The organism is Vogesella sp. LIG4, assembly GCF_900090205.1.
In the GTDB taxonomy this organism is placed as follows: Bacteria; Pseudomonadota; Gammaproteobacteria; order Burkholderiales; family Chromobacteriaceae; genus Vogesella.
In genome coordinates this window covers 1558313-1572112 of the sequence record NZ_LT607802.1, presented here as the reverse complement: position 1 = coordinate 1572112, position 13800 = coordinate 1558313, and the positions used below count along the sequence as shown (strand labels likewise).

The following is a 13800-nucleotide window of genomic DNA, read 5'->3' as shown; positions in this document are numbered from 1 at the left end:
TTCTCGCCTTGTCTCGCGCTAGCTCGCGAGATCGTAAACAGGTTCTGACATGACTATGAATACTACCCTTGCGGCCAACCTTGTCCGCCCGTCACCACGCCAGCTGTCCTGGCTCAAGGGCGTGGTGTTCGCGCTGTGCCTGCTGCCGCTGGCGCAGATCGCCTACGTGGTGTTTGGCGGCCAGGCGGTGAACCCCATCGAATACCTGATCCGCGCGCTGGGCGACTGGACGCTGCGCTTCCTGCTGCTGACGCTGGCCGTTTCGCCGCTGCGCTGGCTGGGCGCCCCCGGCTGGCTGCTGCGCCTGCGGCGCATGCTTGGGCTGTACGCCTTCTTCTACGGCGTGCTGCACCTCTCCAGCTACCTGTGGCTGGACCAGTTCTTCGACTGGCACGCCATCGGCCACGACATCATGAAGCGGCCATTCATCACCGTGGGCATGGCGGCCATGAGCATGATGCTGCCGCTGGCCTTCACCTCCACCGACAACTGGATGCGACGGCTGAAACGCAACTGGGGCCGGCTGCACCGGCTGGTCTACCCGCTGGCCATCTGCGGCGTGCTGCACTACTGGTGGCTGGTGAAGCGCGACATCAGCCAGCCCATGCTGTATGCCGGCATCCTGGCCGTGCTGCTGGCCTGGCGGCTGTGGCAACGTTGGCCGCGCCGCGTACAATGAGCACCGGTTTGATTTTGTGGTAGATACAGGTATGGCCAAGGACAAGACACCGGTAACCCAGGCAGTACGGGTACTGCGCGAACACAAGGTGGACTACAGCGAGCACCTGTACAAGTACGAGGAGCGCGGCGGCACCACGGTCTCCGCCCGCGAACTGGGGGTGGATGAGCACTGCGTGGTGAAAACGCTGATCATGGAAGACGAGCAGAAGAAACCGCTGATCGTGCTGATGCACGGCGACTGCGAGGTGGGCACCGGCATGCTGGCCAAGCAGATCGGCGCCAAAAAGATCAGCCCCTGCGACCCGAAAACCGCCGACAAGCACAGCGGCTACCAGGTGGGCGGCACCAGCCCGTTCGGCACCAAGGCCGCCATGCCGGTGTATATGGAAGCCAGCATCGCCGAGCTGCCGCGCATCTACATCAACGGCGGCAAGCGCGGCTTCCTGGTGGGCATCAGCCCGGCCGATGTACAGCGCGTGCTGCAGCCCACGCTGGTGAATGCCCAGGCCTGAAGCGCTGCCTCAGGAATCCAGCTCGATCGCCTGATAGTGGCGATCCATGCGCCGGCGGTAGCGCATGCGCAGCAGGAAGCCCGCCGTCACCGAGAAGGTCATCCAGCAGGCCATGTTAAGCACGCTGCCCCACACCAGCGGCGCAATCACCCCGGCCAGCAGCGTGGACATCATGGTCTGCACGAAGCCCTGCACCGAAGACACTGTGCCGCGCAGGTGCGGAAACTGGTCCATCAGCACGATGGTGATGGACGGCGCCGCCACCGACATGCCCACGGTGTAAAGCCCCAGCGGCAGCACTGCCCACGGCACCGCCGGCGTCAGCAACAGCGCCTGCAGCAGGTTGAGCGCGGCGGCGGCGAACATCAGCCCGTAGCCCAGGTTCACCTGTTCGCGCGCGGCAAGGCGGCCGGCCAGCCGCCCGGAAACAAACGCCCCCAGCATGATGCCGCCCACCGCCGGGCCGAACAGCCACAGAAAATCGTTGTGCCCCAGCCCCAGGTGCTGCATCAGGAATACCGGTGCCGCCGGGATGTAGACGAAGAAACCGGCAAAGTTGAAGGTGACGGCCAGTGCCAGCAGCTGGAAGTCGTGCTTCTTTGCCACCTCCAGATAGTTGGCCGCAAGCTTGCCCAGGTGCAGGGCGCTGCGCTGCGCCGGGCCGTGGGTTTCCGGCAGGCTGCGCCAGCTGGCCACGAACAGCGCCAGCCCCACCAGCGCCATGAACAGGAAGATGGAGCGCCAGCCGAAGGCGCCGAACAGCCAGCCGCCGATCACCGGTGCCACCGCCGGCGCCAGCGAGAACAGCATGGTGACCTGCGACATCATGCGCTGCGCATCGTGGCCGGTGAAACGGTCACGGATGATCGCCCGTCCCACCACCAGGCCAGCACCGCCGCACAGGCCCTGCAGTGCGCGGAACAGCAGCAGCGTACCCAGGTTGGGCGCCAGCATGCAGCCCACGGACGCCAGCGCGAACAGCAGGGAGGTCACCAGCACCACCGGCCTGCGGCCAACCGCATCGGAGATGGCGCCGTGCCACAGCATCATCAGGCCATAGCAGAACAGATATACCGACAGCGCCTGCTGCATCTGCAGCGGGCTGGCCTGCAGCGCATGGCCGATGTCGCTCATCGCCGGCAGGAAGGTATCGATGGAGAACGGCCCCAGGGTTGCCAGGGCCGCCAGCAGCAGGGCCAGCGCCCCATGCTTTTTATTGGCGGAATCGGCCATGTAGATAAGGTGCTTTCTCAAAAGGTTGCCCGCGCACTACACTGTGCGGTTTCAAGGGCGCCTCGAAAAACACCCGCTTTCGTCACGATACGGCCTTGCTCACGATTATGCCTCCTTGCATATCAAGCATATGCAGCGGAGGTCGTTTCGCTCGCGCCTTGTCTCGCTTGGAAAGCAGGGTTTTTCGAGTCCCCCTCAAATCAGGCGTTTTGTACATTAGGCGCTTGACCCAGTCTTTGTCGACTGTACTTCATGACGGATACAACGCCGGAAAGGCCCACCATGCTGCGCTACTATCACAACCCCCGCTGCTCCAAATCGCGCGAAGGCCTGCAACTGCTGCAGGAACGCGGCGCCGAGCTGCAGGTGATCGACTACCTGAAAACGCCACCCAGCGCCGAGGAGCTGCGCCACATCCTGGCCCTGCTCGGCATTTCCGCGCGCGAGCTGCTGCGCAGCAAGGAAGAGGAATACCAGGCACTGGGCCTGGCCGATAGCAGCCTCGGCGAAGAAGCGCTGATCGCCGCCATGCTGGCGCATCCGCGCCTGATCGAGCGCCCGATCGCCGTGGGCGATACTGCTGCCGCCATTGGCCGCCCGCCGGAGAACCTGCTCAAGCTGCTATAAGCGGCAGCTGTGAATGAAAACGGCCCGGGGGAAACAAGCCCCCGGGCCGTTGCTGTTTCCAGGCGTACGCTCAGAACAGCTGTTCCTTGACGTTTTCCACCGCATCCTGCGACGGCGGTGGCGGTGCCTGCGAGCCGCTGTCGGAAGCATCACTACCACCATTGCCGCTGCCCGGCACGCTGCCACGGTTGTTGATGTGCAGCTCAGGGTTGGTGTTCTGGAACTCGTCCAGGAAGTACTCGTCATTGCCGCGCAGACCGGCGCCCGGCTTCACCACCACGCCGTTCGGCGGCGGCAGCTCCACATCCGGTACACCCTTGAGCGCATTGCCCATGTAGTTGATCCAGATCGGCAGTGCCGCGGTGGCACCGTAGCCGTAACGGCCCAGGCTGCGCGGCTGGTCGTAGCCCACCCAGGTAACCGCCACCAGACCGGGGTTGAAGCCGGCAAACCAGGCATCGCGGAATTCGCTGGTGGTACCGGTCTTGCCGGCGATGTCACTGCGGCCCAGCGCGGTGGCACGGTTGGCGGTACCGAAGCGCACCACGTCCTTCATCATGTTGCCGATGATGAAGGCATTGCGCGGGTCCATCACCTGCTGCGCGTTCTGCCCCGCCACCACCGGCGCGGTCTTGGCCAGCACGTGGCCGTCTGCGTCCTCGATGCGGTCAACGAAGTAGGCACGGGTACGGAAACCGCCGTTGGCGATCACCGAGTAGGCCTCGGCCATCTGCAGCGGCGAAGCCTGACCGGCACCCAGCGCCATGGTCAGGTAGGCCGGCACGTTCTTGGGGTCGAAGCCGAAACGCTGCACGTACTGCTGCGCAAAATCCGGGCCGATGGCCATCATGATGCGGATGGACACCAGGTTCTTCGACAGAGCCAGCGCGCGGCGCATGCTGATCATGCCGGCATATTTGCCGTCATCGTTCTTCGGGTCCCAGCTCTGGCCGCCAATGGTCTGCGGGTCGATGGTGAGCGGCGCATCGTTGATCAGCGTGGACGGTGTAAAACCGCGATCCAGTGCTGCCGAGTAGATGAACGGCTTGAAGGTGGAACCCGGCTGACGCATGGCCTGGGTAACGTGGTTGAAGCTGCGGCGGTTGAAGTCGAAACCACCTACCAGCGCCTTGATGGCGCCGCTGCGCGGATCCAGCGCCACGAAGGCACCCTCCACTTCCGGCATCTGGGTAATCTGCCAGTTGCCCTTGGCATCCTGCACCACGCGAATCTGCGCGCCAGGGCGCAGGCGCTGGGCCGGCGGGGCGCGATCGGACAGCGCAAAGCGGGCAAAGCTCAGGCCGCTGCCGGTAACGTCCACGCGCTTGCCGCCACGCAGGTACAGCTTGACGCGCGACTGGCTGGCATCCAGCACGATGGCCGGCTGCATATTGCCGCTGTCGCGAATGGCGGACAGCGCCTCATCCAGCGTTTCTTCCAGTTCATCGCTGGCGATGGCGGACAGGTCGACAAAGGATTCCGGGCCACGGTAGGACTGGTGGCGGTCGTAGTCCAGCAGACCGGCGCGCAGCGAGTCGAACGCCCACTGCTGGTGGTGACTATCCAGCGTGGTGTATACGCGGTAGCCCTCGGTGTAGGCCGCTTCCTTGTAGCGACCATACATGGCCTGTCGCACCATCTCCGCCACGTACTGCGCCGGCAGGCTGGTATCGGTTACCTGGCGTGCCAGAACCAGTTTTTCTGCCTTGGCCGCTTCATACTGTTCGTTGGTAATGAAATGCAGCTCGTACATGCGCCGTAAAACATACAGTTGGCGCAGTCTGGCACGGTCCGGATTAACAATCGGGTTATAGCTGGATGGCGCCTTGGGCAAACCCGCCAGCATGGCCATTTCGGCAATACTCAGCGAATTCAAAGGCTTGCCATAATAAGCCTGCGCGGCGGCGGCAAAACCGTAAGCACGCTGCCCCAGATAAATCTGATTGATGTATAACTCGAGAATCTGGTCTTTCGATAAAGTATGCTCAATCTTGAAGGCCAGCAGTGCTTCATTGAATTTACGAGTGAAAGTTCTTTCACTCGATAAGAAGAAGTTTTTGGCTACCTGCATGGTAATGGTGCTTGCACCAGAATGCGTGCGTCCGGATACTACGTTTCCAACTGCGGCACGTAAGACACCCAGGTAATCAATGCCACCGTGCTGGTAAAAGCGTTCATCCTCGGCCGCCAGCAATGCCTGCTTCATGTTTTGCGGCACGTCCTGGATGCGGGAAAAAGAGCGACGCTCCTCGCCGAATTCGCCAATCAGCACACTGTCCGCGGTGTAAACACGCAGCGGCATCTTGGGCCGGTAGTCGGTAAGGATGTCCAGACTCGGCAGTCGGGGGTAGGTCACGATGATCGCGACGGCAAGCAAACCAGCCAGCAGCACGGCAGTGCCGGCAACTATGCCTGCAATCATGATCGCAACACGCTTGAGCATGATGTTCTAGCCTATAAATGTGATGGGGCATTATACCTGTATGGTCGTGCCACACGACGATTTGCAACAAAGCGCAGCAAACAAGCGCCGCAACCAGGGAGGTTGGCCGCCGGTATCCGGCAGGCCATACACAGATGGCAGAAGAAAAACGTCGCTTTGACTTCGCCAGCATGCAGAACGTTCTGGGAAGTTGGCTTAAACCCGCCCAGCATTCGCTGCTTGGAATGGATGTCAGCAGCTCCGCGGTCAAGATCGTGGAGTTCAGCGCCATTGGCCAGACACCGCAACTCGAACACTACGTCATTGAGCCGCTGCCCAAGGACGTCATCATCGACGGCAACATCAACAATATGGAAGAGGTTGCCGCCACCATTACCCGCGCCTGGAAGCGGCTGGATAGCCCCACGCGCCGTGTCGCCATCAGCCTGCCTACCTCGATGGCCATCTACAAGAAGATCCTGGTGCCGGCCGCGGCGGAGGAGGACGACCTGGAGTTGCAGGTCGAACGTGAGGCCAACCAGTACATCCCGTTCCCGCTGGCCGAAGTGAACCTGGACTACCAGGTGCTCGGCCCGGCGCTCAACAGCGCCGGCGACCTGGACGTGATGATCTGTGCCGCACGCAAGGAGAAGGTGGAAGAGCGCGTGGCGGTGGCGGAAATGGCCGGGCTGAAGGTGGAGGTGGTCGATATCGACGCTTTTGCCATGATGACCGCCTTCGAACAGATCCAGCAGCAACTGCCGGATCAGGGCATGAACCAGACCTTCGCCCTGTTCGACGTGGGCGCCAACAAGACCCACTGCTCGATCATCCGCAACGACCAGCAGCTGTACTACCGCGAACAGGTGTTCGGCGGCAGCCAGCTCACCCGCGACATTCAGCGCCGCTTCGGTTACAGCTTCGAGGACGCCGAGGTTGCCAAGCGTTCGATGACCCTGCCCGACAGTTTCGAAAGCGAGTTGCTGCACCCGTTCGTGGACTCGCTGGCCCAGGAGATCCAGCGGGCGCTGCAGTTCTTCTACACCACGGTAAGCGTGTCGCAATACCTGCGCGTGGATTACATCCTGCTGGCCGGTGGCTGCAGCATGCTGCCGGGCCTGGACGAGGCCGTACTGGCGCGTACCCAGATCAGCACCATGATTGCCAACCCGTTTACCACCATGACCCAGTCGCCGCGCATTCCGCTGAAGGAACTGCTGCTGGATGCGCCTTCGCTGCTGGTCGCCTGTGGTCTCGCCCTGCGGAGATTCGACTGACATGATCCGCATCAACCTGCTGCCACACCGCGAACAGAAGAAAGCCGCACACCGCCGGCGCTTCCAGCACATTCTGATCGGCAGCGTACTCGCCATCGCCGCGATACTGGCCGGTAGCTACCTGGTATTGAACAGCTGGCAGACCGCACAGCAAGAGCGCAACCAGCGTCTGCAACAGGAAATCGACCACCTGAATGCACAGCTGAAAGATATTGAACTGCTGCGCCAGAAACGCTCGACACTATTGACGCGTCAGGCGCTGATCGAAAAATTGCAGACCGAACGCGGCCAGGCCGTGCACATCTTCGACGAGTTGATCCGCATGGTGCCGGAAGGCGTCTATCTGCGGACCTTCTCCCAGAATGGGCAGACCATCAGCCTGGGCGGCTCGGCACTGTCCAGTGCCAGGGTATCGCAGCTGATGCACAACCTGAGTGAATCGAAAGTATTTGCCGACCCGGTGCTGGTCGAAGTTGCCGCGACGGTGGACAACAATATCCACGCCAGCCGCTTCAGCCTCAACGTCAGTCTGCGCAACGACACGCCGCCAGCGCAGGGAGTGAAGAAATGACCCTGGACGAGATTCGTCAACTTGACTTCAAGGACATGCCCAACTGGCAGTTGCCAGCTCAGATCGGCTTCATGGTCATCATGGCGCTGCTCGCCTTTGCACTCGCCTACTATGCGCTGTTTTCCGGCATGTACGACCAGCTGAAACAAGCGCAACAGCAGGAAGAGCAACTGAAAGACACCTTCATCAACAAGAAGCAGCAGGTTGCCAACCTGGAGGCATTGCGAGCGCAACTGCAGCAGATCGAACAGTCTTTCAATGCCATGCTCAAGCAACTGCCGAGCAAGGCCGAAATGGACTCGCTGCTGACCGAGATCAACCAGGCAGGCGTTGGCCGCGGGCTACAGTTCGAGCTGTTCCGCCCCGCGGCCGAAATCCGCAATGAGCAACTGGCTGAACTGCCCATCCAGATCAAGCTGAGCGGCAGCTACAGCGATCTGGCAACCTTCGCCACCGATGTGGCCAAGCTGTCGCGTATCGTTACCATCGGCAACATTACGCTGAACCCGCTCGGCGCCGGCCCAGGCGAACCACGACTGACACTGGACGCCACGGCACGCACCTACCGTGCGCTTGACCCGAGCGAAGCCGCTGCGGCCAAACCCAAGAAATAGGTCAGACGCTCATCATGAAACTGATTCTCTCGCTGCTGATCGGGTTACTGCTGGCAGGCTGTGGCTACAGATCGAACGATGATATCGAGCAATGGATGCAGCAGGCAGGTAAAGGTATCAAGGGCACCATTGAGCCGATTCCGCCCATGACGGCCTATATACCGGCCGAATATCAGGGGCAGAGCCTGGTACCGCCATTCAATACCGACCGTCTGCAGATTGCCAAGAAATCCAGCCAGAACATGCCGGATCTCCAACGCACACGCGATTTGCTGGAGAACTATGATCTGGACAAGCTGAAACTGGTTGGTACCGTCCAGCGCAAGCAAGGTCGCATCGGCCTGATCAGAACACCCGATGTCGGTATCCAGCAGATCAGGGTCGGCAGCTTTATCGGTCCCAATTTCGGCATCGTGCGCAGTATTTCCGAGACTGAAGTGCGCCTCGAAGAGACCGTGGAAAATATCAACGGAGAATGGGTCAAGCAGGACAATCACCTCCTCCTGCAGGCGGAACAAGGAAAAACCCCATGAAAAAAATTTCGCTGACACTGCTTTCTTCAGCTCTGCTGCTGACCGGTCTGTCCCTGCCTGCCTGGGCTGCCAGCACCATCACCGATGTCAAGCTGCTCCAGGGCACCCTGGACGAACAGGTGCTGGCCATCAGCTTTGCCGATGCTGCCACCACGCCACGCAGCTTTGCCCTGTCTTCGCCGCCACGCATTGCCTTCGACTTCCCCTCGACCCACAATCAGACCGGCAAGAACCAGTTTTCCCTGAACAGCAACCTGATCACTGGTGCCACCCTGGTTGAAGGGCAGGACAAATCCCGCCTGGTACTGTCGCTGAACAAACCAGCTTCCTACACCAGCAAACTCGATGGCAACCGCGTACTGGTTACCCTGTCCAGCGTGGGTAGCAGCAATGGCAGCAGTGCGGCCAATAGTGAGCCGCCTACCGAAATCCAGACCCCGGTCGTTGCCGCCGCCCCTGGCGCCATGGCACCGGGCGGCATGCTCGCCAGCCTGGACTTCCGCCGCGGCAATGCCGGTGGTTCGCGCATCGTCATGGATCTGCCCAGTGCCGACACGCCAGTGAATATTCGCCGTGAGGGCAAGAATGTCATAGTGGAGATGCCGGGGGTGAAAATCCCGCACTCGCTGGAACGTCGCCTGGATGTTACCGATTTCGCCACCCCGGCCACCCAGGTCGAAGCCATGAATCAGGGCAAGGGCAGCCGCGTAGTCATCCAGTCCGAAGGTAACTGGACCTACTCGTCCTACCAGACCGACCGCCGCCTGGTGGTGGAAATCCAGAAACAAACGTCAGCAGAACAGGATGCAGCGCTACTGGCACAAGGCAAGAGCCCGTACAAGGGTGAAAAGCTGTCGCTGAACTTCCAGAATGTGGAAGTGCGCTCCTTGCTGCAGGTGATTGCCGAGTTCACCGGCCTGAACGTGATTGTCAGCGACTCAGTGAACGGCTCGCTGACCCTGCGTCTGAAGGACGTGCCCTGGGACCAGGCATTGGATCTGATCCTGGCGCAGCGCGGGCTGGAAAAACGCCAGGCTGGCAATGTGATCCGCATCGCCCCACGCGCTGAACTGCTGGCCGCGGAAAAGGATGCCGCTGCAGCACAGCGCCAGAAGATAAGCAACGAGCCGCTCATCACGGAAACCTTCCAGATCCGTTACCGCGCAGTAGAAGAATTCAAGGATGCGCTGACCCAGTTGGTTGCTGTTTACCGCGACAGCGGCGCCCTGGATACCAACCAAGATGCGACCACTGCCGCACAAAATGCCAAGTTCACTGGCCTGGTAGTAGACCCGCGCTCCAACAAGCTGATCGTCCGTGACCGCGTATCGGTAGTAGAAGAACTGCGCAAGATCATCCAGACGCTGGATACGCCGTTGCGCCAGGTATTGATCGAGGCCCGAATCGTGGAGGCCACCGACAACTTCCAGCGTGACCTTGGCGTGAAGCTGGGCGTTAAACACGTAGGCGGCGATACATCCATTGGCACTTTTGGCAGCGCTGGCACCATCTCTTTCAGTCCGAACATCAATCTGCCTGCCGGTCTGACCGGTGGCAGCATCGGCGCCGTGTACCAGCGCGCCAGTACCATCATCGGCCTGGAGTTGTCTGCCATGCAGGCGGAAGGACAAGGCAAGATCGTGTCCAGCCCGCGCATCCTGACGGCTGACCGCACCCCTGCCACCATCTCCGAGGGCACAGAGATACCCTACACCAGCACCACGGCTAACAGCACCACCACCCAGTTCAAGCAAGCACTACTGAGCCTCACCGTGACACCACAGGTCACCCCGGATGAGGACATCGTGCTGAAACTGAATGTTTCCAAGGACAGTGTCAGCAGCAGCCTGGTAGTCGGCACCGAGCCGGCGATCGACACCAAGACCATCACCACCGAAGTGCGCGTGCAGAATGGCGGCACAGTGGTCATTGGTGGGGTTTACACACAGGACAACAGCAACACGGAAAACAAGGTACCGCTGCTGGGCGATATTCCGGTATTGGGTGCCTTGTTCCGCAACAAGTCGGTTATCAATAACCGCCGCGAACTGCTGGTATTCATCACCCCGCGTATCGTGGAAAGCGAGCTGATCGCGCGCTAAATTCGACGACAGCGCTTGATGCAATCCGATACAATGCCTGCCATGGAACTGGCAGGCAATTTCTTTCTGGTCGGGCTGATGGGAGCCGGCAAAACCACGGTTGGCCGCACACTGGCGCGGCATGCGGGCAAGACCTTTTACGACTCCGATCATGAAATCGAGCGTCGTACCGGCGTCAAGATCACCACGATTTTCGATATCGAGGGCGAAGTGCGCTTTCGCGAGCGCGAAAAGCAGGTGATTGCCGAGCTATGCCAGTTGCACGACATCGTGCTGGCCACCGGCGGCGGAGCCATTCTGGCAGCGGAAAACCGTGCGGCGCTGAAGGCCCACGGCACCGTGATCTACCTGCGGGCGCAGATCGACGACATCCTGGCGCGCACCAAGCACGACAAGAGCCGCCCGCTGCTGCAAACCGCCGACCCCCGCTCGAAGCTGGAACAGCTCTACCTGCAGCGTGACCCGCTCTATATGGAAATAGCGGATATCGTGGTCGACACCAGCTCGCAGAATGTCAACACCCTGGTCCAACGCCTGGAACAACGCCTGAGCAAGCAAGCCATCTGACTATGATTACTCTTGATCTGACCCTGCCGGACACCCGCTATCCCATCCACATCGGACAGCAACTGCTCGACCGGGTCGATCTGCTGCTTCCCCATATCAAGCACAACAAGGTTGCCGTGGTGAGCAACACCACGGTAGCACCGCTCTATCTGACGCCCCTGCGTGCCGCGCTGGAAGCCCAGGGCATCAGCGTGATTCCCATCATTTTGCCGGATGGCGAAGACTTCAAGACCTGGGAAACGCTCAATCTGATTTTCGATGCGTTGCTGCAACAGCGCTGCGAGCGCAGCACCACCCTGATCGCACTGGGTGGCGGTGTCATCGGCGACATGGTGGGCTTTGCTGCCGCCTGCTACCAGCGCGGCGCGCCGTTCATCCAGATCCCCACTACCCTGCTGGCCCAGGTCGACTCATCGGTGGGCGGCAAGACCGCCATCAACCATCCGCTGGGCAAGAACATGATCGGTGCCTTCTACCAGCCCAAGGCGGTGATTGCCGACATGGATCTGCTGGATTCGCTGCCCGAGCGCGAGCTGTCCGCCGGCCTGGCCGAAATCATCAAGTACGGCCTGCTGGGCAATGCAGAATTCCTTAGCTGGCTGGAGCAGAACCTGCCGGCGCTGCGCAGCAAGGACAAGAATGTGCTGTCGCATGCGGTACAGACCTCCTGTGCGATGAAGGCCGACATCGTGTCGCAGGATGAAAAGGAACATGGCGTCCGGGCGCTGTTGAATCTCGGCCATACCTTCGGCCACGCCATCGAGGCCGGGCTCGGCTTTGGTACCTGGCTACACGGCGAGGCTGTCGGTGCCGGCATGTTGCTGGCAGCGGAGGCATCCCGTTTGCTGGGCAATCTCGGCGAAGCGGACGTGCAGCGGGTGAAACGCATCCTGGAGCTGGCCGGCTTGCCGACCATGAGCCCGGACCTTGGCGTGGACACCTGGCTGGAATTGATGAGCCATGACAAAAAGGTAAGCGGTGGCGAAATCCGTTTCGTACTATTGCGCTCGCTTGGCCAGGCTTATGTGGCACCGCTTGCTGCCAGCGTGTTGCAGCCCCTGCTGACCGGCCGGTTTATTGAAAAAACATAGCCCGGCTTATACGCATTTCTACGAATTGCGGCCAGCTGGTACAAACCGGACAATCTTCCGAAACATTCGGGAGTCGCTCATGTACAAGCAACTGTTTTCCAGCGCAGCCGCCGGGCTGGGTCGCCTGAGCAACCTGCTCAAAGCCGGCCATTTCGTCCCGCCGCAGGATCGTGGCATCGATCCGGTGGCCGAAGCCGAAATATTCCTTTCCTACGGCAAGCGCAAGGAAGCGCTGCGTGTGCTGCTGTACACCGTCAAGCTCGAACCGGACAACCTGGCCGCCCAGCTGCTGCTGCTGCAAACCCATGCCTATCTGCTGGATACCCGCGCCTACATCGAACTGGCGCAGCAACTGCACCCCCGCCTGTCCCAGCTGCCGGTGTGGCAGGTAATCGCCGCCGAGGGCCGGGAGCTGGCGCCGCGCCACCCGCTGTTCCAGCTGCACTGAGCCATATATCCCATCAATGCATGAGCTGGCAGACCGTCTTGCTGCCTTCCGGGTAGCAATGCCTGAGCATGCCGGTCTGCGTTAATTCGACGTAGTGGCGTTTATCGGCGGTATCCACCGCGCGCAGGGCGTAATAGCCGTTGTCGGTATTGCGGGCGGTGGCGCCAAAACCGATCTGGAATTTCATGTTTCCCGTGTCCGGGTAACGGCTGTAAGGCAAGGCCGGCCAGTTATATGCCGACTCCTTGTAGCGGAAGTTCACCGCATAGTATTCCTCCAGGAAGGCCGCACACTGTTTCAAGCGCCCTGCCACGGCCTGCAGCTCCTGCTGCAGCACGTGCTGGCGATAACTGCTGATGCCCCAACCCGCCAGCAGACTGGTGAGCACCAGGCACACCACGAGCTCCTGCAGGCTGAACCCGCGCGCCTTCATGCGCACTCCAGCTGGCGCACCATGCCTGCCTTGTAGACGACAATACGCCGGCACCAGTCGTCCTGCCGGGCCCTGAACTCCAGTTCGACACGACTTTCACTCAGCAGTCCGCTTGGCAAAAACGTCAGCCGCTGCTGCATGGCGCTCAGTTGCAGCGGCAAGCCCGGATCCAGCGGGTTGACCGCCAGCAGCTCCTTGCTGTCGTACACCCCGGCAATGCCATCCGGCCGATCGTAAAAAACGATCAACCCCTGTTCCCAGCGGTAGGGCGGCCCCTGTTTCGGCAGCGGCAGGCAGCCTTGCAGATCCAGATTGCTCTTGAAGTTGGCCGCACAGGCGTGCACCGGCAGGCGCCGCAGCCTGGCTTCGGTACGTGCTCTGCTGAGATTGGCGACAACGCGACGGACGGCCGCCTCGTAGCGTGGGCGGCGGATGAGGCTGCCCATGTCGGCAGCCACAAAGCTCATTACCACTGCCAGCAGGCAGATGACCGCAACAATCTCTATCAGCGTGAAACCATGCTGTCGCACCATGTTCGCACCGCCATGCCGTAGTCATTGCATGACAGCATTTGAATACGGCGCAGCAACGGGAAGCAGCCAGGGCAGCACAAACTGACGATTGCTTGGGAACACCCGGCCGGTCAGGCAACAGCAGGCAACGCTGCCCCCCCCCCGGCGGGAGGGGAC

General features: G+C 61.1%; 15 protein-coding genes. 11 read left to right on the top strand and 4 right to left on the bottom strand.

Annotated elements, in window-relative coordinates; genetic code table 11:
- The first annotated feature begins 49 nt into the window (after positions 1-49).
- Positions 50-679, top strand: a complete 630-nt coding sequence (locus PSELUDRAFT_RS07395) for a sulfite oxidase heme-binding subunit YedZ (RefSeq protein WP_231895329.1) — start codon at positions 50-52, stop codon at positions 677-679.
- A gap of 31 nt (positions 680-710) precedes the next feature.
- Positions 711-1193, top strand: a complete 483-nt coding sequence (gene ybaK, locus PSELUDRAFT_RS07390) for a Cys-tRNA(Pro) deacylase (RefSeq protein WP_088966236.1) — start codon at positions 711-713, stop codon at positions 1191-1193.
- Between the two features lie 9 nt (positions 1194-1202).
- Here the strand turns inward: ybaK and PSELUDRAFT_RS07385 are convergent, their stop codons facing one another.
- Positions 1203-2426 carry a multidrug effflux MFS transporter gene (locus PSELUDRAFT_RS07385; protein WP_088966235.1) on the bottom strand — a complete coding sequence of 408 codons (1224 nt, stop codon included), beginning with the start codon at positions 2424-2426 and terminating at the stop codon, positions 1203-1205.
- A 282-nt stretch (positions 2427-2708) separates the two neighbouring features.
- Between PSELUDRAFT_RS07385 and arsC the strand changes: the two genes are divergently transcribed.
- Positions 2709-3053 (top strand): arsenate reductase (glutaredoxin), encoded by a 345-nt coding sequence (gene arsC / locus PSELUDRAFT_RS07380; protein ID WP_088966234.1) that lies wholly within the window; start codon positions 2709-2711, stop codon positions 3051-3053.
- 70 nt (positions 3054-3123) lie between these two features.
- On the opposite strand, the gene PSELUDRAFT_RS07375 is transcribed toward arsC, so the two are convergent.
- Entirely contained in the window at positions 3124-5496 is a 2373-nt protein-coding gene (locus PSELUDRAFT_RS07375) for a penicillin-binding protein 1A (protein ID WP_088966233.1), read from the bottom strand.
- 134 nt (positions 5497-5630) lie between these two features.
- On the opposite strand from PSELUDRAFT_RS07375, the gene PSELUDRAFT_RS07370 reads away from it, so the two are divergent.
- The 8 genes from PSELUDRAFT_RS07370 to PSELUDRAFT_RS07335 all read left to right on the top strand — a co-directional run bounded on the left by PSELUDRAFT_RS07370 (position 5631) and on the right by PSELUDRAFT_RS07335 (position 12678).
- Positions 5631-6752, top strand: coding sequence for a pilus assembly protein PilM (locus PSELUDRAFT_RS07370; RefSeq protein WP_369800090.1), 1122 nt, complete (start codon positions 5631-5633; stop codon positions 6750-6752).
- A gap of 1 nt (position 6753) precedes the next feature.
- The gene (locus PSELUDRAFT_RS07365) at positions 6754-7323 is read left to right on the top strand and encodes a PilN domain-containing protein (RefSeq protein WP_088966232.1); all 570 of its coding nucleotides are present in this window, start codon (positions 6754-6756) and stop codon (positions 7321-7323) included.
- Entirely contained in the window at positions 7320-7937 is a 618-nt protein-coding gene (locus PSELUDRAFT_RS07360; protein WP_088966231.1) for a type 4a pilus biogenesis protein PilO, read from the top strand. The genes PSELUDRAFT_RS07365 and PSELUDRAFT_RS07360 overlap by 4 nt, the downstream gene beginning before the upstream one ends.
- 14 nt (positions 7938-7951) lie before the next feature.
- On the top strand, positions 7952-8470 hold the full coding sequence (locus PSELUDRAFT_RS07355; RefSeq protein WP_088966230.1) for a pilus assembly protein PilP: 519 nt from the start codon (positions 7952-7954) through the stop codon (positions 8468-8470).
- The gene (pilQ, locus tag PSELUDRAFT_RS07350) at positions 8467-10572 is read left to right on the top strand and encodes a type IV pilus secretin PilQ (protein ID WP_162291246.1); all 2106 of its coding nucleotides are present in this window, start codon (positions 8467-8469) and stop codon (positions 10570-10572) included. The genes PSELUDRAFT_RS07355 and pilQ overlap by 4 nt, the downstream gene beginning before the upstream one ends.
- A gap of 33 nt (positions 10573-10605) precedes the next feature.
- Positions 10606-11139: a shikimate kinase AroK gene (gene aroK, locus PSELUDRAFT_RS07345; RefSeq protein ID WP_179947595.1), complete on the top strand. Its 534-nt coding sequence runs from the start codon at positions 10606-10608 to the stop codon at positions 11137-11139.
- Between the two features lie 2 nt (positions 11140-11141).
- Positions 11142-12230, top strand: coding sequence for a 3-dehydroquinate synthase (aroB, locus tag PSELUDRAFT_RS07340; RefSeq protein WP_088966228.1), 1089 nt, complete (start codon positions 11142-11144; stop codon positions 12228-12230).
- A 79-nt stretch (positions 12231-12309) separates the two neighbouring features.
- Entirely contained in the window at positions 12310-12678 is a 369-nt protein-coding gene (locus PSELUDRAFT_RS07335) for a FimV family protein (RefSeq protein WP_088966227.1), read from the top strand.
- Between the two features lie 13 nt (positions 12679-12691).
- Here PSELUDRAFT_RS07335 and PSELUDRAFT_RS07330 read toward each other — a convergent pair whose 3' ends face one another.
- Together PSELUDRAFT_RS07330 and PSELUDRAFT_RS07325 are read right to left on the bottom strand one after the other, a co-directional pair.
- Positions 12692-13111, bottom strand: a complete 420-nt coding sequence (locus tag PSELUDRAFT_RS07330) for a type IV pilin protein (RefSeq protein ID WP_088966226.1) — start codon at positions 13109-13111, stop codon at positions 12692-12694.
- Positions 13108-13644, bottom strand: coding sequence for a GspH/FimT family pseudopilin (locus tag PSELUDRAFT_RS07325; protein WP_088968421.1), 537 nt, complete (start codon positions 13642-13644; stop codon positions 13108-13110). Before PSELUDRAFT_RS07325 ends, PSELUDRAFT_RS07330 begins: the two co-directional genes overlap by 4 nt.
- Positions 13645-13800: the final 156 nt, after the last annotated feature.